This is a genomic window from Streptomyces sp. NPDC006283 (genome assembly GCF_040613325.1).
Taxonomy (GTDB): domain Bacteria; phylum Actinomycetota; class Actinomycetes; order Streptomycetales; family Streptomycetaceae; genus Streptomyces.
In genome coordinates, this window is record NZ_JBEXRZ010000118.1 from 1 (window position 1) to 21,288 (window position 21,288).

20 protein-coding genes are annotated in these 21,288 nt (G+C 70.1%); 4 read left to right on the plus strand and 16 right to left on the minus strand.

The features are described 5' to 3' along the window. The 7 genes from ABZ070_RS22885 to ABZ070_RS22915 form a co-directional block, all read right to left on the minus strand. Positions 1–1,370 (minus strand): NADH-quinone oxidoreductase subunit G (locus ABZ070_RS22885; RefSeq protein ID WP_356636692.1); only part of this gene is annotated, 1,370 nt, incomplete at its 3' end. Between the two features lie 97 nt (positions 1,371–1,467). Further along, complete coding sequence (gene nuoF / locus ABZ070_RS22890) at positions 1,468–2,847, minus strand: NADH-quinone oxidoreductase subunit NuoF (RefSeq protein WP_356636694.1); 1,380 nt, start codon at positions 2,845–2,847, stop codon at positions 1,468–1,470. Next, positions 2,847–3,659, minus strand: coding sequence for an NADH-quinone oxidoreductase subunit NuoE (gene nuoE, locus ABZ070_RS22895; RefSeq protein ID WP_356636724.1), 813 nt, complete (start codon positions 3,657–3,659; stop codon positions 2,847–2,849). The genes nuoF and nuoE overlap by 1 nt, the downstream gene beginning before the upstream one ends. A gap of 17 nt (positions 3,660–3,676) precedes the next feature. Beyond that, entirely contained in the window at positions 3,677–4,987 is a 1,311-nt protein-coding gene (locus ABZ070_RS22900; protein ID WP_356636726.1) for an NADH-quinone oxidoreductase subunit D, read from the minus strand. Between the two features lie 65 nt (positions 4,988–5,052). Then, positions 5,053–5,781, minus strand: coding sequence for an NADH-quinone oxidoreductase subunit C (locus tag ABZ070_RS22905; protein WP_356636696.1), 729 nt, complete (start codon positions 5,779–5,781; stop codon positions 5,053–5,055). Continuing rightward, complete coding sequence (locus ABZ070_RS22910; RefSeq protein ID WP_356636698.1) at positions 5,778–6,332, minus strand: NADH-quinone oxidoreductase subunit B family protein; 555 nt, start codon at positions 6,330–6,332, stop codon at positions 5,778–5,780. The genes ABZ070_RS22905 and ABZ070_RS22910 overlap by 4 nt, the downstream gene beginning before the upstream one ends. Positions 6,333–6,350: 18 nt before the next feature. Further along, positions 6,351–6,710: an NADH-quinone oxidoreductase subunit A gene (locus ABZ070_RS22915; protein WP_003974383.1), complete on the minus strand. Its 360-nt coding sequence runs from the start codon at positions 6,708–6,710 to the stop codon at positions 6,351–6,353. A 720-nt stretch (positions 6,711–7,430) separates the two neighbouring features. Between ABZ070_RS22915 and ABZ070_RS22920 the strand changes: the two genes are divergently transcribed. Both ABZ070_RS22920 and ABZ070_RS22925 read left to right on the plus strand, forming a co-directional pair. Next, positions 7,431–8,237 carry a C40 family peptidase gene (locus ABZ070_RS22920; protein ID WP_356636700.1) on the plus strand — a complete coding sequence of 269 codons (807 nt, stop codon included), beginning with the start codon at positions 7,431–7,433 and terminating at the stop codon, positions 8,235–8,237. Positions 8,238–8,425: 188 nt separating this feature from the next. Next, on the plus strand, positions 8,426–9,217 hold the full coding sequence (locus tag ABZ070_RS22925) for a class I SAM-dependent methyltransferase (protein WP_356636702.1): 792 nt from the start codon (positions 8,426–8,428) through the stop codon (positions 9,215–9,217). Positions 9,218–9,250: 33 nt separating this feature from the next. Here ABZ070_RS22925 and ABZ070_RS22930 read toward each other — a convergent pair whose 3' ends face one another. After that, positions 9,251–9,820: a GNAT family protein gene (locus tag ABZ070_RS22930; protein ID WP_356636704.1), complete on the minus strand. Its 570-nt coding sequence runs from the start codon at positions 9,818–9,820 to the stop codon at positions 9,251–9,253. Next, positions 9,817–11,103 (minus strand): geranylgeranyl reductase family protein, encoded by a 1,287-nt coding sequence (locus ABZ070_RS22935; RefSeq protein ID WP_356636706.1) that lies wholly within the window; start codon positions 11,101–11,103, stop codon positions 9,817–9,819. The genes ABZ070_RS22930 and ABZ070_RS22935 overlap by 4 nt, the downstream gene beginning before the upstream one ends. A gap of 116 nt (positions 11,104–11,219) precedes the next feature. Between ABZ070_RS22935 and ABZ070_RS22940 the strand changes: the two genes are divergently transcribed. Further along, positions 11,220–11,747: a GNAT family N-acetyltransferase gene (locus ABZ070_RS22940; RefSeq protein WP_356636708.1), complete on the plus strand. Its 528-nt coding sequence runs from the start codon at positions 11,220–11,222 to the stop codon at positions 11,745–11,747. Here the strand turns inward: ABZ070_RS22940 and ABZ070_RS22945 are convergent. The 7 genes from ABZ070_RS22945 to ABZ070_RS22975 all read right to left on the minus strand — a co-directional run bounded on the left by ABZ070_RS22945 (position 11,734) and on the right by ABZ070_RS22975 (position 20,709). After that, positions 11,734–14,124, minus strand: a complete 2,391-nt coding sequence (locus ABZ070_RS22945) for a hypothetical protein (RefSeq protein ID WP_356636710.1) — start codon at positions 14,122–14,124, stop codon at positions 11,734–11,736. The two genes, ABZ070_RS22940 and ABZ070_RS22945, sit on opposite strands and share 14 nt — an antisense overlap. A 301-nt stretch (positions 14,125–14,425) precedes the next feature. Further along, complete coding sequence (locus tag ABZ070_RS22950; RefSeq protein WP_356636712.1) at positions 14,426–15,358, minus strand: glutaminase; 933 nt, start codon at positions 15,356–15,358, stop codon at positions 14,426–14,428. Between the two features lie 10 nt (positions 15,359–15,368). Beyond that, positions 15,369–16,064 (minus strand): demethylmenaquinone methyltransferase, encoded by a 696-nt coding sequence (locus ABZ070_RS22955; protein ID WP_356636714.1) that lies wholly within the window; start codon positions 16,062–16,064, stop codon positions 15,369–15,371. 71 nt (positions 16,065–16,135) lie between these two features. Beyond that, entirely contained in the window at positions 16,136–16,735 is a 600-nt protein-coding gene (locus ABZ070_RS22960) for a hypothetical protein (protein ID WP_356636716.1), read from the minus strand. A 7-nt stretch (positions 16,736–16,742) separates the two neighbouring features. Further along, positions 16,743–17,942, minus strand: a complete 1,200-nt coding sequence (gene mqnC / locus ABZ070_RS22965; RefSeq protein WP_356636718.1) for a cyclic dehypoxanthinyl futalosine synthase — start codon at positions 17,940–17,942, stop codon at positions 16,743–16,745. A gap of 113 nt (positions 17,943–18,055) precedes the next feature. Continuing rightward, a complete protein-coding gene (locus ABZ070_RS22970; RefSeq protein ID WP_356636720.1) occupies positions 18,056–19,765 on the minus strand; it encodes a serine/threonine-protein kinase in 1,710 nt (569 codons plus the stop codon). A 68-nt stretch (positions 19,766–19,833) separates the two neighbouring features. Next, positions 19,834–20,709, minus strand: a complete 876-nt coding sequence (locus ABZ070_RS22975) for a menaquinone biosynthesis protein (protein ID WP_356636722.1) — start codon at positions 20,707–20,709, stop codon at positions 19,834–19,836. Positions 20,710–21,001: 292 nt separating this feature from the next. Here ABZ070_RS22975 and ABZ070_RS22980 point away from each other — a divergent pair, with 292 nt between their 5' ends. Continuing rightward, complete coding sequence (locus ABZ070_RS22980) at positions 21,002–21,205, plus strand: cold-shock protein (RefSeq protein WP_003967102.1); 204 nt, start codon at positions 21,002–21,004, stop codon at positions 21,203–21,205. Positions 21,206–21,288 lie beyond the last annotated feature (83 nt).

Below are 21,288 nucleotides of genomic sequence, written 5' to 3' on the forward strand. Positions count from 1 at the left end.
ATAATCGAGCTTTCGAAATGAATTTCGGCATGCCGAAATTCATCCCGGCTGGGAGATCGTGCTGAGTTGGGTTGCCGCGTTCGCGGCAGGATGGCCTTGCGGTGGGCCTTGCGCAGCCGCAGGAAGACGCCCGGTGCCTCCTCCTCCGACTCGAAGCCGGCGAGCAGTACCGCGGGGGCCTTCTCCAGTGCGGTGAAGGTGACTCCGGTACCGGACAGGTCCCTGCCTTGCCCTGCGACCCGGGCGGCGAGGAAGTCGGCTTCCTCCGCGGAGTGCACGCGGGCACGGAAGTCGATGTCGTTGGTGTCGAGGGCGACCCGGGCGAACTTGGCGTACGCGTAGGCGTCCTCGACGGTCAGCCGGCCGCCGGTCAGGACGCCCGTGCGGCCCCTGACCAGACCGCGCGCCGCGGCCTCCAGCGCTTCCGGCCAGCTCGCCGGCTCGAGCACACCCTGCTCGTTGCGGACCAGCGGTGTGGTGAGGCGGTCGCGCTGCTGGGCGTAGCGGAAGCCGAAGCGGCCCTTGTCGCAGATCCACTCCTCGTTGACCTCGGGGTCCTCGGCGGCCAGCCGCCGCATGACCTTGCCGCGGCGGTGGTCGGTGCGAGTGGCGCAGCCACCGGAGCAGTGCTCGCACACGCTCGGCGAGGAGACCAGGTCGAACGGGCGGGAACGGAAGCGGTACGCGGCCGAGGTCAGCGCGCCCACCGGGCAGATCTGGATGGTGTTGCCGGAGAAGTACGACTCGAAGGGATCGCCCTCGCCGGTGCCGACCTGCTGCAGCGCACCGCGCTCCAGCAGCTCGATCATCGGGTCGCCCGCGACCTGGTTGGAGAACCGGGTGCAGCGCGCGCACAGCACGCAGCGCTCACGGTCGAGCAGCACCTGCGTCGAGATCGGCACCGGCTTCTCGTAGGTGCGCTTCTTCCCCTCGAAGCGGGAGTCGGCCTGACCGTGCGAGACGGCCTGGTTCTGCAGCGGGCACTCGCCGCCCTTGTCGCAGACGGGGCAGTCCAGCGGATGGTTGATCAGCAGCAGCTCCATCACGCCCTTCTGCGCCTTCTCGGCGACGGGCGAGGTGAGTTGCGACCTGACGACCATGCCGTCGGTGCAGGTGATGGTGCAGGACGCCATCGGCTTGCGCTGTCCCTCGACCTCGACGATGCACTGGCGGCAGGCGCCGACGGGGTCGAGGAGCGGATGGTCGCAGAAGCGCGGGATCTCGATGCCGAGCTGCTCGGCGGCCCGGATGACCAGCGTCCCCTTGGGGACGGAGATCTCGACGCCGTCGATCGTCAGCGAGACGAGGTCCTCGGGCGGCCGCGCGGCGTTGCCGCCCGCGGCGGCGGAACCGGACGTGGTGACCGTCATGGCCGCACCTCCCCGTGGAACCGCGGGATCTGCAGGACTTCGCCCGCAGGACGGCCTGCGGCGAAGCCGCGGCCGGTGCCGAGCGCGTGCGCCGGACTCATGCGGACACCTCCGTGATGTGTCGGTCGGCCCAGGCCGTCGACCTGGCCGGGTCGAAGGGGCAGCCGCCGCCGGTGATGTGCTGCTCGTACTCGTCGCGGAAGTACTTGAGCGAGGAGAAGATCGGCGATGCGGCACCGTCGCCGAGGGCGCAGAACGACTTGCCGTTGATGTTGTCGGCGATGTCGTTCAGCTTGTCGAGGTCGGACATGACGCCCTTGCCCGCCTCGATGTCGCGGAGCAACTGGACGAGCCAGTACGTGCCCTCACGGCACGGTGTGCACTTGCCGCAGGACTCGTGCGCGTAGAACTCGGTCCAGCGGGTGACGGCCCGCACGACGCAGGTGGTCTCGTCGAAGCACTGCAGCGCCTTGGTGCCGAGCATCGACCCGGCGGCGCCCACACCCTCGTAGTCCAGCGGGACGTCGAGATGCTCGTCGGTGAACATCGGGGTCGAGGAACCGCCCGGTGTCCAGAACTTGAGCCGGTGGCCCGGCCGCATGCCGCCGCTCATGTCGAGCAGCTGGCGCAGTGTGATGCCGAGCGGCGCCTCGTACTGGCCGGGGCTCGCGACATGACCGGAGAGCGAGTAGAGCGTGAAGCCCGGGGACTTCTCGCTGCCCATCGACTTGAACCAGTCCTTGCCCTTGTTCAGGATCGCGGGAACGGACGCGATGGACTCGACGTTGTTCACCACAGTGGGGCACGCGTACAGACCGGCGACCGCGGGGAAGGGGGGCCTGAGCCGGGGCTGGCCACGGCGGCCCTCCAGGGAGTCCAGCAGCGCGGTCTCCTCACCGCAGATGTACGCGCCCGCGCCCGCGTGCACGGTGATGTCGAGGTCGAGTCCGCTGCCGAGGATGTCCTTGCCGACGAAGCCCGCTTCGTAGGCTTCGCGTACGGCCTCGTGCAGGCGCCGCAGCACGGGGACGACTTCACCGCGCAGATAGATGAAGGCGTGGTTGGAGCGGATCGCGTAGCAGGCGATCACGATCCCCTCGATGAGGGAGTGCGGGTTCGCGAACAGGAGCGGGATGTCCTTGCAGGTCCCGGGCTCCGACTCGTCGGCGTTGACCACGAGGTAGTGGGGCTTGCCGTCGCCCTGCGGGATGAACTGCCACTTCATCCCGGTGGGGAAGCCCGCGCCGCCGCGGCCGCGCAGGCCCGAGTCCTTCACATAGGCGATCAGATCGTCGGGGGACATGGCGAGTGCCTTGCGCAGACCCTCGTAGCCCTCGTGCCGGCGGTAGGTCGCGAGCGTCCACGACTCCGGTTCGTCCCAGAAGGCGGAGAGCACGGGAGCAAGCAGCTTCTCCGGGCCCGTCCCTCCCCCGACCTCCGGCCGGGAGCCGCCTCCGTACTCGGTGGACACGGTCATCACTCCCCCTCCTCGGCCACAGGTCCGGCCGGGTTCTCCGGGTCGGACGCCGAGGTCTTCTGCGGTGCGTCGTGCGAGCTGAGGTGCTCGGAGCCGGGCTGCGGACGGTCCTTGGGAGGCTCGCCGCGCGGGTGGACCACGCGGGCGGGGGTGGCCTCGCCCTTGGCGAGCTTGAGTCCGATCAGCGAGGCGGGGCCGGCACCGCCGGTGGCCTCGACGGCACCGGCGCGCTCGTCGGGGAAGCCGGCCAGGATGCGGGCCGTCTCCTTGTACGAGCACAGTGGCGCGCCGCGGGTGGGAGCGACCGGTTGGCCGGCCCGCAGGTCGTCGACGAGCTGCTTCGCGGACTCGGGCGTCTGGTTGTCGAAGAACTCCCAGTTGACCATCACCACGGGCGCGAAGTCGCAGGCGGCGTTGCACTCGATGTGCTCGAGCGTGACCTTGCCGTCCTCGGTGGTCTCGTTGTTGCCGACGCCGAGGTGCTCCTTGAGCTCCTCGAAGATCGCGTCGCCGCCCATGACCGCGCACAGCGTGTTGGTGCAGACGCCGACCTGGTACTCACCGGAGGGCTTGCGCCGGTACATGGTGTAGAAGGTGGCGACGGCGGTGACCTCGGCCGTGGTCAGGCCGAGCATGTCCGCGCAGAACTGCATGCCCGTACGGGAGACGTAGCCCTCCTGCGACTGCACGAGGTGCAGCAGCGGCAGCAGGGCGGACCGGCTGTCGGGGTAGCGGGCGATGATCTCCTTGGCGTCCGTCTCGAGCCCGGCGCGCACCTCGGCCGGGTAGTCGGGTGCGGGGAGCTGCGGCATCCCCAAGCTGACGTCGGTCATCGGTCGACGCCTCCCATCACGGGGTCGATGGACGCGACGGCGACGATGACGTCGGCGACCTGGCCGCCTTCGCACATGGCCGCCATGGCCTGCAGGTTGGTGAACGACGGGTCGCGGAAGTGGACCCGGAAGGGGCGGGTGCCGCCGTCGGAGACGACATGGACGCCGAGTTCGCCCTTGGGCGACTCGACCGCGGCGTACGCCTGTCCGGCCGGCACCCTGAAGCCCTCGGTGACCAGCTTGAAGTGGTGGATCAGGGCCTCCATGGAGGTGCCCATGATCTTCTTGATGTGGTCCAGGGAGTTGCCGAGACCGTCGGCGCCGAGGGCGAGCTGGGCGGGCCAGGCGATCTTCTTGTCGGCGACCATCACCGGGCCCGGCTCGAGCCGGTCCAGGCACTGCTCGACGATCCGCAGCGACTGGCGCATCTCCTCGAGGCGGACGAGGAACCTGCCGTAGGAGTCGCAGGTGTCGGCGGTCGGGACGTCGAAGTCGTACGTCTCGTAGCCGCAGTACGGGTCGGTCTTGCGCAGGTCGTGGGCGAGGCCCGTGGAGCGCAGGATCGGTCCGGTCGCGCCGAGCGCCATGCAGCCGGTGAGGTCCAGGTAGCCGACGTCCTGCATACGGGCCTTGAAGATCGGGTTGCCGGTGGCGAGCTTGTCGTACTCCGGCAGGTTCTTCTTCATGGTCTTCACGAACTCGCGGAGCTGGTCCATCGCGCCGGGCGGCAGGTCCTGAGCGAGGCCGCCGGGCCTGATGTACGCGTGGTTCATGCGCAGGCCGGTGATCAGTTCGTAGATGTCGAGAATCAGTTCACGATCACGGAATCCGTAGATCATGATCGTCGTGGCGCCGAGCTCCATGCCGCCGGTGGCGATGCACACGAGGTGCGACGAGAGCCGGTTGAGCTCCATCAGCAGGACGCGGATGATCGTCGCCCGGTCCGGGATCTGGTCCTCGATGCCGAGCAGCCGCTCCACGCCCAGGCAGTACGCCGTCTCGTTGAAGAACGGCGTCAGGTAATCCATGCGCGTGACGAAGGTGGTGCCCTGGGTCCAGGTCCGGTACTCGAGGTTCTTCTCGATGCCCGTGTGGAGGTAGCCGATGCCGCAGCGGGCCTCGGTGACGGTCTCGCCGTCGATCTCGAGGATCAGACGGAGCACGCCGTGGGTGGAGGGGTGCTGCGGACCCATGTTGACGACGATGCGCTGGTCGTCGGCCTTGGCCGCGGACTGGACGACCTCGTCCCAGTCGCCGCCGGTGACCGTGTAGACGGTCCCCTCGGTGGTTTCTCGCGAAGAACTCAGCGTCCCGGAGGGACCCGATGAGGGGCGGTGGTCGGGAGACGGGTGGGAGCTTGCGGGTGGGGTTGTCACGAGTACGACCTCCGCTGGTCCGGAGCCGGGATCTGGGCGCCCTTGTACTCGACGGCGATACCGCCGAGCGGATAGTCCTTCCGCTGCGGGAAGCCCTGCCAGTCGTCCGGCATCATGATCCGGGTGAGGGCGGGGTGGCCGTCGAAGACGAGCCCGAAGAAGTCGTAGGTCTCGCGCTCGTGCCAGTCGTTGGTCGGATAGACGGCGACCAGGGACGGGATGTGCGGATCACGGTCCGGGGCGGAGACCTCGAGCCGGATCAGCCGGCCGTGGGTGAGCGAGCGCAGGTGGTAGACGGCGTGCAGCTCGCGGCCCTTGTCGTGCGGATAGTGCACCCCGCTGACACCGGTGCACAGCTCGAAGCGCAGCGCCGGGTCGTCGCGGAGGGTCCTCGCCACCTGTGTCAGGTGTTCGCGCGCGATGTGGAAGGTCAGTTCTCCGCGGTCGACGACCGTCTTGTCGATGGCGTTCTCCGGGAGGAGCCCCTGCTCCTCGAGTGCGCCCTCGAGCTCGTCGGCGACCTCGTCGAAGTACCCGCCGTAGGGGCGGGACGAGGGGCCCGGCAGGCGTACGGAGCGTACGAGCCCACCGTAACCGGACGTATCCCCTCCGTCGTTGGCGCCGAACATGCCGCGCTGGACACGGATCTCCTCGCCGTGGTCACCGCGCTGGCCGGGGAGATTCTGCTCGGAGAGTTCCTTCTCGGGATTCGGCTGGTCCGTCATCGCAGCAGCCCCTTCATCTCGATCGTCGGGAGCGCCTTGAGGGCCGCCTCCTCCGCCTCGCGGGCCGCTTCCTCCGCGTTCACGCCGAGCTTGGAGCTCTGGATCTTCTGATGGAGCTTGAGAATCGCGTCCATCAGCATCTCGGGGCGCGGTGGGCAGCCCGGCAGATAGATGTCGACGGGGACGACGTGATCAACGCCCTGCACAATGGCGTAATTGTTGAACATTCCGCCCGATGACGCGCAAACCCCCATGGAAATGACCCACTTGGGGTTGGGCATCTGGTCGTAGACCTGGCGCAGGACGGGCGCCATCTTCTGGCTCACCCGCCCGGCCACGATCATCAGGTCGGCCTGGCGCGGCGAGCCGCGGAAGACCTCCATGCCGAAGCGGGCCAGGTCGTACCGGCCGGCACCGGTCGTCATCATCTCGATGGCGCAGCAGGCCAGGCCGAAGGTCGCGGGGAAGACGGATGACTTGCGCACCCAGCCCGAGGCCTGTTCGACGGTGGTCAGCAGGAAACCGCTCGGCAGTTTCTCTTCGAGTCCCATGGTGTGCCCCTCAGCCCCTCAGTCCCATTCCAGGCCGCCGCGCCGCCATACATACGCGTAGGCGACGAAGACGGTGAGCACGAAGAGCAGCATCTCCACGAGCCCGAAGATCCCCAGGGCGTCGAAGGTGACGGCCCAGGGATAGAGGAAGACGATCTCGATGTCGAAAATGATGAAGAGCATCGCCGTCAGGTAGTACTTGATCGGGAAGCGACCGCCTCCGGCGGGCGTGGGAGTGGGCTCGATGCCGCACTCGTACGCTTCGAGCTTTGCCCGGTTGTACCGCTTGGGGCCGATAAGCGTGGCCATGACCACGGAGAAGATCGCAAACCCTGCCCCGAGGGCGCCGAGCACAAGGATGGGCGCGTAAGCATTCACCCTCCTCGCTCCTTCCAGTCGTCCTTGACCGTTGGACCGCACCGGGCAACCGTCTCGCCGCCTCGAAGGCCGTGCCGACCCCCAAGATCACGCTCGAAGATCGTGCACATGTGAGGCAGTTCACAAGCCCGACTGCCCCGCATCCTATGCCTGTCGGTCTGTGATCTGCGACACGGGGTCGATGATCGAGTTTGTGATCTCCACCACCCGACGAAGGATCATGAAGTCGGATGAGCGGTGATCTTCATACGCGAAGCTCCCGGGTGATCACCAGACGTGACATCTGGAGCCGTTACCGCTGGTCGGGGCGGTCGCGCCCTACCAAGTCACGGCCCATCCGTGCAAATTGGAGATGGACCGCATCGGGTGATATTGGACTCCGGGTCGCTCGACAGGGGGATCCGGCGGATCGGGGTGGACGCGTGCGCGCATTCAGGAGCTCCCGGACGGCGGGACGTTGACCATTCTGTGACCTGCGCCACTCACTCAAGAGTTCAACAAAAGCGGGCTTGGCCAACGACGTAAAGGGATGGTAAGCCTCCGGCAATTCGGACCTTTTACTGAAAGCCAATGATCACAGCGTTGATCATGGTTGTCCGCTTTGCCCGTTACGGCGTCAATAAGGGGCCATCCAGAGCGGATTCACAGCTTCCGGTCGCAACTGTGGCGCAACACACGTTTCTTGAAGGGAACCGTGAAGCCCTGATAGCGGTTGTACTCATGTCCCACACCGCTCACATACCCAGCCACCGGAAGCCCCGCCGCAGCGCCTCGAAAATGGCGATACGCGCCGGAGTTGCCGGTGGCTTCCTCAGCACCATCGCGGTGGCAGGTGCCGCCGGGCCGGCGAATGCCGAGCCGGTGACCGAGACCATCGAGATGCCCCTTCTCACCGCCGACGCCGCGGGCGCGGTCGCGCAGTCCGCCGAGGCCACCCAGCAGGTCGCCCTCGACCTCGAGGCCCAGGCGCAGCTCCAGGCCCAGCAGGACGCCGCCGCGGCCAAGGCCGCGAAGGCCGCCAAGAAGGCCAAGGCCGAGGCGGACCGCGAGGCGGAGGCCAAGGAGAAGGAAGAGGCGAAGAAGCGCGCCGAGGCCGCCGCCAAGGAGCGCGCCTCCCGCGACTCCGAGCGCACCTCGCTCTCCGCCTACAGCTCCACCAGCACCCCCGCGAGCGGTTCGGCCGGCGCCGTCGTCTCCTTCCTCAAGGCCCAGCTCGGCGACGCGTACATCATGGGCGCCACCGGCCCCAACGCCTGGGACTGCTCCAGCCTCGTCCAGGCCGCCTACCGCACCGTCGGCATCGACCTCCCGCGTGTCTCGCAGGACCAGTCCCTGGCCGGTACCCAGGTCGGCACGTCCAACCTGCAGGTCGGCGACATCCTGTACTGGGGCGGCGCCGGCTCCGCGTACCACACGGGTGTCTACATCGGTAACGGCCAGTACCTGGACGCCGCCAACCCCAGCAAGGGCGTTGTCATCCAGGACCTCTCCGGTTACCCGGCGAGCGGCGCCGTGCGCGTCCTCTGACGTCCCCTCAGTGCCTGGAAGGGCCGTCGCTCCCTCGGGGGGAGCGGCGGCCCTTCGCCGTTCCGGCACGCTGTGCCGGCGGCTCCTGGCACCGCCGCGCCGGCCGCCGAGGCGCCTGAACCGGGCGGACCGTGCCGTACGTGGTTAGCATCCGAGAGGGGCAGCCCACGGATGGCACGGAGGCCGTCATGCACCACACACCCGCATCCCGCCTGTCGACGAACCGTTCCCGGCTGGGCCACAAGGTGCGGTACGCACTGCGGCACCCCCGTCGCGTACTGCCCTATCTGCGGCGCGCGGGACGGGACGGCTGGCTGCGGCTGCGCCACCGCGGCGGGCACGTCGCCTACTACCGGGCGGTGATGGCGTCGGACACCGCGAAGAGTCCGGAGGCCGCGGTGGGCGGCGGGCCGTCGCACGACCGCTGGCTCGCCATCGGCCGGATGCAGTTCGACTATCTGCAGGAGCACGGGCTGCGGCCGCAGGACCGGATGCTGGAGATCGGCTGCGGCAACCTTCGGGCCGGGTGGCGGTTCATCGACCATCTGGAGCCCGGCCACTACTACGGGATCGACATCTCGCCGGACATCCTCGTCGAGGCCAAGAAGACCCTCGTCCGCTACGGCCTCCAGCACAAGCTGCCGTATCTGACCCCCGTGGAGAACCTGACGCTGGACTTCCTGCCCGACGCGTCGTTCACGGTCGTGCACGCGCACAGCGTCTTCTCGCACTCGCCGCTGGAGGTCATCGACGAGTGCCTCGCAAACGTCGGACGGGTGCTGGCGCCCGGCGGCTTCTTCGATTTCACCTACGACCGCACGGAGACGCGTGAGCACCAGGTACTGGGCGAGGACTTCTACTACCGCACGGAAACGCTGACCCGGCTGGCCGCGAAGCACGGTCTCGTGGCCCGCTTCATGGACGACTGGGAGCTGCTGCCGCACGGGCAGTCGAAACTCCGCGTCACCCACGCCGTCTGATCCGCGCGGGGCCGGCCGGGCATCGGCCGGCCGTCAGGGGCGCGGATGACCGTCGTGCAGGATCCGCTGGAACAGGCTGTGATCGCGCCACTCGCCGTCGATGTGCAGGTAGCGCGGCGCCATACCGATGGGCTCGAAGCCGCACCGTTGGAGCACCCGCTGCGAGCGGACGTTGTCGGTCAGCGTGCTGGCCTCGATGCGGTGCAGGCCCAGATGCTCCCCGGCCAAGCCGCACACCTGCCGTACGGCCGCGGTGGCCAAGCCACGGCCCTGGTGGTCGGCGGCCGTCCAGTAGCCCAGGTAGGCGCTGCAGAACGGGCCCAGGACGATGCCGCTGAGCGTCATCGTTCCCACGACCCGGCCGTCGGCGGCCTCGAGCAGCCAGGGCACCTGACGGCCGCCCTCGTACTCACGCAGCCGTTCGCCGAGGCGGTGGGCCTGGCCTTCGGCGGTGAAGAAGTCGTCGGGGCGGCGGGGCTCCCAGGGAGCGAGATGCTCCCGGTTCGCCACGTATGCCGCGCACAGCGCCTCGGCGTCGCCGGGTGACACGAGGCGCAGCACCACACCGCCCGGGAGCCCGGCGGTGATCCGGTCGGGCTTCATGCCTTCGGTGCCACCTTCGAGAGGCCGTTGATGATGCGGTCCATCGCGTCGCCGCCCGACGGGTCGGTCAGGTTGGCCAGCATCTTGAGCGTGAACTTCATCAGCATCGGGTGGGTCAGACCGCGCTGCGTCGCGATCTTCATGACCTTCGGGTTGCCGATCAGCTTCACGAACGCTCGGCCCAGTGTGTAGTAGCCGCCGTAGGTGTCCTTGAGGACCTTCGGGTAGCGGTGCAGGGCCAGTTCGCGCTGGGCGGGGGTCTGGCGGGCGTGCGCCTGGACGATGACGTCGGCGGCGATCTGGCCGGACTCCATGGCGTAGGCGATGCCCTCGCCGTTGAACGGGTTGACCAGGCCGCCCGCGTCGCCGACGAGCAGCAGGCCCTTGGTGTAGTGCGGCTGGCGGTTGAACGCCATGGGCAGCGCCGCCCCGCGGATCGGGCCGGTCATGTTCTCGTCGGTGTAGCCCCAGTCCTCGGGCATCGACGCGCACCAGGCCTTGAGGACCTCGCGCCAGTCCAGCTCCTTGAAGGAGGCGGAGGTGTTGAGGACGCCGAGGCCGACGTTGGACGTGCCGTCGCCCATGCCGAAGATCCAGCCGTAGCCGGGCAGCAACCGGTCCTCGCCCGGACCGCGCCGGTCCCACAGCTCCAGCCACGACTCCAGGTAGTCGTCGTCGTGGCGGGGGGAGGTGAAGTACGTACGGACCGCGACGCCCATGGGGCGGTCCTCGCGCCGGTGCAGACCCATGGCGAGGGAGATACGGGAGGAGTTGCCGTCCGCGGCGACGACGAGCGGGGCGTGGAAGGTGACCGGGGTCTTCTCCTCGCCGAGCTTGGCGTGCACGCCGGTGATCCGGCCGGTGCGGTCGTCGATGACGGGCGCGCCGACGTTGCACCGCTCGTACAGCCGGGCGCCCGCCTTCTGCGCCTGCCGCGCCAACTGCTCGTCGAAGTCGTCGCGCTTGCGCACGAGGCCGTAGTCGGGGAACGAGGCGAGATCCGGCCAGTCGAGCTGGAGCCGCACACCGCCGCCGATGATCCGCAGGCCCTTGTTGCGCAGCCAGCCGGCCTCCTCCGAGATGTCGATCCCCATGGAGACCAGCTGCTTGGTGGCGCGCGGGGTCAGACCGTCGCCGCAGACCTTCTCGCGCGGGAAAGCGGTCTTCTCCAACAGCAGTACGTCCAGGCCGGCCTTGGCCAGGTAGTACGCGGTGGTGGAGCCGGCCGGGCCTGCCCCGACGACGATCACATCGGCAGTGTGCTCGGTGAGGGCTTCGGTCACGGCGGCTTCTCCCGAAGATTCGATTCGATGTTGCGCTGCGATATCGCGTACCGAACGGCACAGGACGCGTTCAGTCTATGGTGACGTACCGATCAACCGACCGAAGGGCTCCGTCCATGAGCAGCAGGCCGCTTCCCGTGATACAGCTGCGCGTCCCCACCGACGAGGACGCCCTGGCCTGGCACCGGGTCTTCGACGACCCGGAGGTCATGGAGTTCCACGGCGGCAGGCCGGCCGAGCTGTCGGTGTACGAGGAGCTCACCGCGCGGCAGCGCAAGCACGACGCCGAGCACGGATTCTGCCTCTGGACGATGCTCGACGAGGACGGCGAGGTCATCGGCTTCACCGGCGCCCAGCCCTGGCCGCACGAGACGTTCGGACCCGTGGGCGAGATCGAGATCGGCTGGCGGCTGGCCCGGTCCGCGTGGGGCAGGGGCTACGCGACGGCCGCCGCCCGCACCACGCTGGAGCGGGTACGGACGGCGGGTGTCGAGCGGGTGGTGGCGATGGTGAACTCGCGCAACGAGCGCTCCATCGCCGTGACTCGGCGGCTCGGCATGGAGCACGCCCAGACCTTCGTCACCGCCTCCCAGCAGGAGGCGTACTGCTTCCGTCTCGAGCTGGGCGCGATCAGCCTGCCTTGAACGTGCTGAGGGCGGTGGAGAACACCTGGTCCTTCGCCGCGTCCCAGTTGTCGGCGCGGCCGGCGGCGAGAATCGCGTACTCGGTGCCGTCGGCCGCGACGAAGGCCTGGTCGATGATGTGGCGCCTGCTGTCGCTCTCGTCGGGCTCGGGAATGTGGGTGAACTCCCAGATCGCCCCCGGCCGTCCCTGGTAGGTGTTCTCCTCCATCCGCACCCGCCGGTAGTCGCTCCTGGAGTTCGCGAGGTGCTTCTTCTCCAGGCCGACGAAGTTCTCGTACGCGCTCGTCGGGGTGTTCTCGACGATCCCGATCTGGAGGTACTCACCTCCGGTCGGGGCCTCGTAGAAGACCTGGCTGCCGGCCTGCCGGCGCGACCAGCCCTCCATCACCGCGACCGTGAAACCGGCCGGGTCCTGCCGGAGCGCGAAACCGGCCGGGAGTGCGGTGCTGCCGCCCCCGGGGCCGGCCGACGGGCCTGCCGCGCCCTCGGACGGGCCCGGGGTGGAGGCGGGCGGCGGGGTGGGCGAGGGCGACGAGGACGCCTTCGCGTCGGCTTCCGCGGACCCGCCGGGCGTCTCGACGACCTCGAGCGAAGGGGATGCCTGCTCCTCGTTCCTGTCCTTGAGCACCAGCACACCGGCCGTCGCGCCGCCGCCGACGACAAACGCGACGGTGAGGGTGACGGCCCACACGACGGCGCGGCGCCTGCCGCTCCCGTCGGGGGCGGGGGCGTGGGCGGCGGACTCGTTGTACGGGCCGGCAGCCGGCTGCGGCTGCGGCTGCGGCTGCGGCTGCGGAACGTACGGTCCGGGGGCGTAGGGCGCGGCAGCGCCGTCGACGGCGGTGGGCGCGGGTTGGGCCGGGATGCCTTCCGGCGTGGGGGCGGGCCCGGGCGAGCCCGGACCTGCGGGCATGCCCGAGTCTGCGGGCGAGCCCGGACCTGCGGGTGAGCCGGCCTCGGCAGGCGCGACCGGGGCTGTGGGCACGTACGGGTGGGAGCCGGCGCTGCCGGTCGGCGGCAGCCCGGCGGCCGGCCACCCAGGCGGAGGCGGAGGCGGAGTGAACGCCGCGACGCCGGGCGCGGCCGGGGCGGCGCCCACCAGGCGCAGCAGCAGCGGCCCGAGCAGCACCGCGCCGCCCAGCCACAGCAGACCGAACAGCAGCATGTCCGGGACGCTCGGGGTGACGGCTGTCGTGCCCCTGCCCGCGAAGTAACCGAAGCCACCCGCCAGTTCGAAGGAGACCCCGCTCAACCCGGTGAAGAGCAGGACGAGTCCCAGCGCGAAGGCGCCCGTCAGCGCCTGCTCGCGGCGGTCGGCGGAGCGGCGCGCGGCCCACAGGCCGAAGGCCAGCGCACACACGACACCCAGCGCCAGGACACCGGTCACCGCGCCGCCGCCCCACTCGTCGGAGATCTCGCCGAGCCCGACGGTGCCGCCCTCAGCGCTGGAACCGAGCGAGCCGGCGCTGCCCCGGAAGTCGTACTCCACCGGTGCGCCCCAACTCAGGCCGAGCACGGCGAATCCGATGTTGGGCAGGATCGGAAGCGCGATCAGCAGCGCCGTGCCGTCGACCTCGTCGGTGTTGGCGTACACGACGAAGCCGACGAGGGAGCAGAGGGCGACCACCACGCACAGTGCGCGGACCGCCGTGCCCAGGGCACGGACCGCCGACAGGGCGGCGGGGTGCTGCGCCAGGCGTCCCGCAAGGGCGTCGCGCTGGAGCACCCCGGCGCTGACCGCCAGCGAGAGTGCCAGGGCTCCGAGCGCGGCGAGCACGGGCGAGGAGGAGACCTCCACACCCAGGATCTCGGGCTGCGCGAACAGACCGAGAACCAGCACCACGCCCGTCACCAGCAGGGAGACGCGTACGGCTGCTTCCAGACCCTCGCCACGGGCACGCAGCATCCGCGACCCCAGCCAGAGCGCCGCGATCCACAGCGCGGTCACCGTCAGCGGTACGAGCGAGAGCGATGCCGCTCCCTGCGCGAAGTCCTCCATACCGGAGCCGAAGCCGGAGCCGTAATCAGAGCCGTAGTCGGAGCCGTAACCGGAGTCGGAGCCGTAACCGGAGTCGAAGTCCGAGCCGCCGGGGCCGAACTGCGAGGGCCCCGCCGCCGACAGTTCGAAGCCGCCGCCGAAGCCCTGCATCAGCAGGGCGAGCGCGATGCGCAGCCGGTCGCTCCAGCCGACGACGACCTCGTCACCCTGCCCGTACGAGGGGACGGCCAGCGCCGTCGCCAGCACGAGCAGCAATCCGGCGGGCCAGACCGCGGCCTTGGCGGACGACAGCCAGTCGCCGCGGAAGACGCGGCCGAGGAAGGCCCCGACGGGCGAGGGCTGCGCGGGGCCCGGCCCGTAGGCCGGCGGGGGTGGCATCGCAGGAGCAGGAGGAGGCGGTGGAGCCGTCGGCGACGCTGCCGGCACCGCCGCAGGAGGCGGCGGAGCCTGCGCCGGTGGCGCTCCCGGCCCTTCCGGCTGCCGCTCCTTCCCGCATTTCATGCAGAAGCACGCCTCATCCGGGGATGGGGTGCCGCAGTGCTGGCAGTACGACGCCATGGGGAGACTCCGAAACGGCAGGCGGGGACAACAGGTGAGATTGTCGTAGACAACTGACACATCTTCCCCACCGGCCGGTTCCCGTCAACTCGCCCTGTCCGCCCGGAAAGTGACGCTGCGATCAGAACACGGAGAGGCCCGTCAGCGTCGTGAAGCGGTCCAGCGCCGCCACGCCCGCCACCGAGTTGCCGCGCGCGTCCAGCCCGGGACTCCATACGCACAGCGTGCAGCGCCCCGGCACAACCGCCACGATCCCGCCGCCGACCCCGCTCTTGCCGGGCAGTCCGACCCGGTAGGCGAAGTCCCCGGCCGCGTCGTAGGTGCCGCAGGTGAGCATCACGGCGTTGATCTGCTTGGCCTCGCTGCGGGTCAGCAGCCGGGAGCCGTCGGCGCGCAGCCCGTGCCGGGCCAGGAAGCGGGCGGCCAGCGTGAGATCGGCGCAGCTCATCTCGATCGAGCACTGCCAGAAGTAGTGGTCGAGCAGCGTCGGCACGGGGTTGCCGATGTTGCCGTACGAGGCCATGAAATAGGCGAGGGCGGCGTTGCGGTCACCGTGCGCGGACTCCGATTCGGCGACCTCCGCATCGAAGGCCAGCTCCGGGTTGCCGCTCTCCTGGCGCAGGAATTCCAGCAGTTCACTGCTTGCGTCGCCGGTCAGGGTCTGGAGCCGGTCGGTGACGACGAGCGCGCCCGCGTTGATGAAGGGATTGCGCGGGATCCCGTTCTCGTACTCCAGTTGCACCAGCGAGTTGAACGGGTTGCCGGAGGGTTCGCGGCCGACGCGTTGCCACACGCTGTCGTCGTCGGCGGCCAGCACGAGCGCGAGGGTGAAGACCTTGGTGATCGACTGTACGGAGAAGGGGTGTTGCCAATCCCCCACTCCGTACACCGTGCCGCCGACGTCGGCGACGGCCATGCCGAAACGCCCCGGGTCGACACCGGCGAGGGCCGGGATGTATGCGGCGGGGGTGCCGCTGCCGACCAGCGGGGCGACGTCGTCGGCGATCTGCTCGAGGACCGCCTGGTAGTCGACGGCGATCCCTGCGTGCTCCACGTCGGGCTGCCTACCGCGGCTTGGTACCGCGGTGCAGCGCCACGATGCCGCCCGTCAGGTTGCGCCAGGCGACCTTGGACCAGCCGGCCTGCTGGAGCCGGCCCGCCAGCGCCGGCTGGTCGGGCCAGCCCTGGATCGACTCGGCGAGGTAGACGTACGCGTCGGGGTTGGAGGAGACGGCGCGGGCCACCGGCGGCAGCGCACGCATCAGGTACTCCTCGTACACGGTCCGGAACGGCGCCCAGGTGGGGTGCGAGAACTCGCAGATCACCACGCGGCCGCCGGGCTTGGTCACCCGGTACAGCTCGCGCAGCCCCGCGTCCGTGTCCTGCACGTTGCGCAGGCCGAAGGAGATCGTCACGGCGTCGAAGACGTCGTCGGCGAAGGGCAGCTTCGTCGCGTCGCCCGCGGTCAGCGGCAGCCAGGGGTTGCGCTTCTTGCCCTCGCGCAGCATGCCGAGCGAGAAGTCGCAGGGCACGACGTACGCGCCGGTGGCGGTGAACGGCAGCGAGGAGGTGCCGGTGCCCGCGGCGAGGTCCAGGACCTTCTCCGCCGGGCGGGCGTCCACCGCCTTCGCGACCTCCTTGCGCCACAGCCGGGCCTGGCCGAGCGAGATCACGTCGTTGGTGAGGTCGTACTTCGCCGCCACGTCGTCGAACATCGAGGCGACTTCGTGCGGCTGCTTTTCCAGGGAGGCTCGGGTCACGCAGCCCATTCAAGCAGCATCACCCGGCAAAGCCCGGCGTGCCCTTGCGGAGCGCGGCCGTGCCTCTTCGGTCAGCGGGCGCGGTGGACCAGACGGCCGCCGAGGACGGTGGCCACACAGGTCGAGGCCCCGCGCCGCACCAGCTCGGCCCGGTCCGCCACGTCGAACACGGCGAACCGGGCGGGACCGCCCGTCGCCGGCCCCGGCAGCAGGACGAGCGGCACCGGCGAGAAGGACGGCGGCCCCGGCAGGACCGCCGGGCGCCGGCCGACGGCGAGCCCGGCCCGGCGCACGGCGTCCAGGGCGGGCCGGCCGCGCAGCTCGCCGGCGATGGCGACCGTTCCGTGCGCCAGCAGCCGCTGGACACCGCGGCGCGCGCTGGCGCCCCGCCGTGCGCTGTCGGCGCGGAAGATGGCCTGCGCGCGCTCCCCGGTGATCGGCTCGGTGCCGAACTCGTCGGCCTCGCGCGGGTCCGGGTGGTAGGTGCCTTCGAGCAGCTCGGGCCCGTAGGGGTTGAGCAGCCCGGGAGTGAGGATGCCGGGCCACCGCCGCACCCGCGCCCGCGGGTGCGCGGCGGACAGTTCCTCGTACGGGCCGACGGCGGCGATGTGCGCGCCGTCGACCAGAACGGCGAGTTCGGGCGAGGCCTCGGCGACGTGGATCGTCAGCACGGTCGCGTCAGGTGGTGGGGAGCAGCTTCAGCTCGGGGTGGGCCGTTCCGCCCTCGATCGCGGTGGACGAGAGGTGTGAGACGACGCGTTCGTCGACCGGGTCGTTCGCCGGGTCGTCGTGCACGACGATGTGCTCGTACGTCGTCGTGCGCTGGGCGGGGACGCGGCCCGACTTACGGATCAGGTCGATGATCTCCTGGCGGTTGGAGCGGTGCTTGGCGCCGGCCGAGGAGACGACGTTCTCCTCGAGCATGATCGAACCGAGGTCGTCCGCGCCGTAGTGCAGCGACACCTGGCCGATCTCCTTGCCCGTGGTCAGCCACGAGCCCTGGATGTGGGCGACGTTGTCGAAGAAGAGCCGGGCGATCGCGATCATCCGGAGGTACTCGAAGATCGTGGCCTGGGTACGGCCCTTGAGGTGGTTGTTCTCCGGCTGGTACGTGTACGGGATGAAGGCCCGGAATCCTCCGGTCCGATCCTGTACGTCACGGATCATCCGCATGTGCTCGATGCGCTCGGCGTTGGTCTCGCCGGTGCCCATCAGCATGGTGGAGGTGGACTCCACGCCCAGGCCGTGCGCGATCGCCATGATCTCCAGCCAGCGCTCGCCGGATTCCTTGAGCGGCGCGATCGCCTTACGCGGCCGCTCGGGCAGCAGCTCCGCGCCGGCACCCGCGAAGGAGTCGAGACCGGCGGCGTGGATGCGCGAGATCGCCTCCTCGACGGACACCTTGGAGATCCGGGCCATGTGCTCCACCTCGGACGCGCCGAGCGAGTGGATCACGAGCTGCGGGAACGCCTTCTTGATGGCGGCGAAGTGCTCCTCGTAGTACTCGACGCCGTAGTCCGGGTGGTGGCCACCCTGGAACATGATCTGCGTGCCGCCGAGCTCGACGGTCTCCGCGCAGCGGCGCAGGATGTCGTCGAGGTCGCGGGTCCAGCCCTTCGCCGTGTCCTTCGGAGCCGCGTAGAAGGCGCAGAACTTGCACGCGGTGACACACACGTTGGTGTAGTTGATGTTGCGCTCGATGATGTACGTCGCGATGTGCTCCGTACCGGCGTAACGGCGCTTGCGCGCGGCGTCGGCCGCCTCGCCCAGGGCGTGCAGAGGAGCGGAGCGGTAGAGCTCGAGCGCCTCCTCCGGGGTGATCCGCCCGCCTTCGGCGGCACGGTCCAGGACGGGCTGAAGATCGGCCTTCTCGGTCACCGGGCGTCACCCTTCGGCGGTTTTTCTGTGGAGCTGCGGACCGATCCAGGCTACGCCACGCCTGTGGGCAGCCCGTGGGCACCCGCGTCCTCGCGACCGGCCGTGCCCAGCCGTCAGCCGGTCTTCTTCGTCAGCTTCGCCGTCGGGTTGCCCGCCGCGTCCTCGTTCGACTCGTAGAGCAGCGAGCCGTCCTCGGCGAGCGTGAAGACCAACTCGGCCTCGCCCGAGGTGCACTTGCCCTGTGAACCCGGCCGTTCGGGATCGGTGCGTTCGTCGACGCGCAGTTTCCGTGCCGTGCTGCCCGCGGCGAGCCTGCCGACACCGTGGCATTCGACGGACACGCTCAGCACGGAGATCGAGGTGGTCGTGCGGACGACGTCCTCGCCCCTCCTTCCCTTGGTGAACGTGACCGTGAGAGTGCCGTGCGGCAGCCCGGTCCGTTCGACCGCCGGGCCCGACCAGGTGCCGATGAACGCCGCGGGCACCTCGTCCACCTGCCCGGACGGTGACGCGCTCGGCGACTTCGACGCCGTCGCGGCGGGAGGCTGCTCACCCATGTCGCCCTTGTCCGAGTCGGAGCCGTCGCCGCGCCACAGGCCGGTCAGGAAACCGCCGCCGAGGGTGACGGCGGCGAGCGCGCCCGCCACGGTCAGCGCCACGGTGCAGCTGATCCGCCGACCGGGCCTGCCGCCGCCCGCGGAGAGCGAGATGCCGTTCCCGGGCGTCTGCGACGGCGTGCCGGTCGGCTCACCTTTCGGGGGCGCCCACTGGGCCGGTGCCTCCCCGGGCGTCCCCGGTTCGACCGGCGGTCCGAAGCCGCCGACGGCCGGGCTGCTGAAAGCGACGGGACCGGACGCACCGGGATCGCCGCCCGCGGCCCCCGCAGAGCCGGGACCGGAACCGGGGCCGGCAGCAAGGGGCTCGGGGTCGGCCGGCGAGGACTCCAGGTGCAGCAGTTCCACGGCCGCTCGGCTGATCTGCTCGACCAGGGGCCCCGGCAGCCAGCCAACCCCCTGTCCCGTACCGGCGGCCAGCCGCTCCGCGACCTCGCCGGGGCCCGGCCGTCCGGCCGGGTCCTTGGCCAGGCAGCCGGCCACCAGATCCCGCAGTTCACCGTCCAGCGCGCCGAGTTCGGGCTCCTCGTGCACCACCTTGTACAGCAGGGCGGCCGAGGAGTCACCGGAGAACGGGGCCGTGCCGGTCGCCGCGTACGCGAGGACCGCGCCCAGCGAGAAGATGTCGGCCGCGCCGGTGACGCCCTTGCCGAGGATCTGTTCGGGCGACATGTAACCGGGCGATCCGACGGACACCCCGGTGGACGTCAACGACGCAGTGCCGTCGGTGGCACGGGCGATCCCGAAGTCGATGAGCCGCGGGCCTTCCAGCGTCAGGAGCACGTTGGACGGCTTCACGTCCCGGTGCACGAGCCCCAGCGCATGGACCGCGGTGAGCGCCCGCGCGAGCCCGCGGCCGAGCACCCGTACGGCGTGCGCGGACAACGGCCCGTGCTCCGCGACCGCCTGGGAGAGCGGGGGTCCCGCGACGTAGCCGGTCGCCACCCACGGCACCGGCGCGTCGGGGCCGGCGTCCAGGACCGGCGCGGTCCACTCCCCGCCGACCCGTCGTGCCGCGTCCACCTCGCGGCGGAACCGGGCCCTGAACTCGTCGTCGAGCGCGAAGTGCGGGTGGACGATCTTGACCGCGACCGTCCGCCCGCCGGTGCTGCGGCCCAGATAGACGCGCCCCATCCCGCCCGACCCGAGCCTGCCCAGCAGCCGGTACGCGCCGATGCCGCGTGGCTCGTCCGGATCCAGCGGCTGCATCTGCACTCCCCCGTTCGGCGTTCTGCGCCAGTCCGTCCCTCAGGGTAGGGGTTGATGACCGGGGCCGGTCAGGCGCCGAGGAGCTCGACCTTCACATCCGCGGGGAAGCCGGTCGTCGGTCCGGTCCTGCGGGCGAACTCCCGTACGCCCGACAGCTGGTCGGGCCCGAAGCGGAAGTCGAGCGTCGTGAAGTACCGCTCCAGGAGCTCCGCGTCGAACGCCTCCCAGCGGGCCGCCTGCTCCGCGACCTTGCCGACCTCTTCCAGGGACACGTCCCGCGAGGCGAGGAAGGCCTCGTGCACCTTGCGCACCACGGCGGGCTCACGGGCCAGGTAGTCCTTGCGCGCCGCCCAGACGGCGAAGACGAACGGCAGCCCGGTCCACTCCTTCCACATCCGGCCGAGGTCGTGGACCTGCAGCCCGAGGCGGGGAGCATCGTGCAGCGACGCCCGCAGCGCGGCATCGCCGATGAGGACGGCCGCTTCGGCCTCCTGCATCATGACTCCGAGGTCCGGCGGGCACGTGTAGTAGTCGGGGGCGACCTTGTACTGCTCGGCCAGCAGCAGCTGGGCGAGGCGCACCGAGGTGCGGGAGGTCGAGCCGAGCGCCACCCGGGCCCGGTCGAGCTGGTCCAGCGGCAGCTTCGACACGATCACGCAGGACATCACCGGGCCGTCGCAGCCGACGGCCAGGTCGGGGAAGGCGACGAGATCGTCGGCGTTGCGCAGGAATTCCACGAGCGTGACGGGCGCGATGTCGAGCTCGCCGCGCACCAGCCGCTCGCTGAGCTTTTCCGGCGTGTCCTTTGTCAGTTCGAGATCGAGGAGAGTGCCGGTCCTCGCAAGGCCCCAGTAAAGGGGGAGACAGTTGAGGAACTGGATGTGTCCGACGCGCGGCCGGCTGCGACGGAGGTCGGTTGCTGTGCTTTCTCCAAGGCTGTCCACATCGTGAGGCTAGACCTGCCCGCCGGAACCTTCCCCGCCGGGGGACGGGAATCCCCGGAGTCCCCCGCCCGAGCTGGGCTTCGTCAGCCGAAGGGGTGCCGTCAAACGTCCGGGTGACGTGATCTTTCCCTCTACCGCTGCGCAGACGCTGCGTGCTAGGCTCGTCGCAAGTTGCAGTTTGGTTTCCCTTGCAGTACAGAGCCTGCGGAGCATGTAACCCGCAGGCTTTTGTAGTTTTCAGACTTCTTGCAGGTTCTGGAGCAGGGCAACCCTTTGGCCCATAGGAGGGCTTATGGCTACCGGAACCGTCAAGTGGTTCAACGCTGAAAAGGGCTTCGGCTTCATCGCCCAGGACGGCGGCGGCCCGGATGTCTTCGTCCACTACTCCGCGATCAACGCGTCCGGGTTCCGCTCCCTCGAGGAGAACCAGGTCGTGAACTTCGACGTCACCCAGGGTCCGAAGGGCCCGCAGGCGGAGAACGTCACCCCGGCCTAGTCAGCCGAGGGTCGGCGATCGCGCACGACTCAGCAGTACCCAAGGAGCCCCGACAACCCGGAGCTGGCGCGCGCCGCCGAACT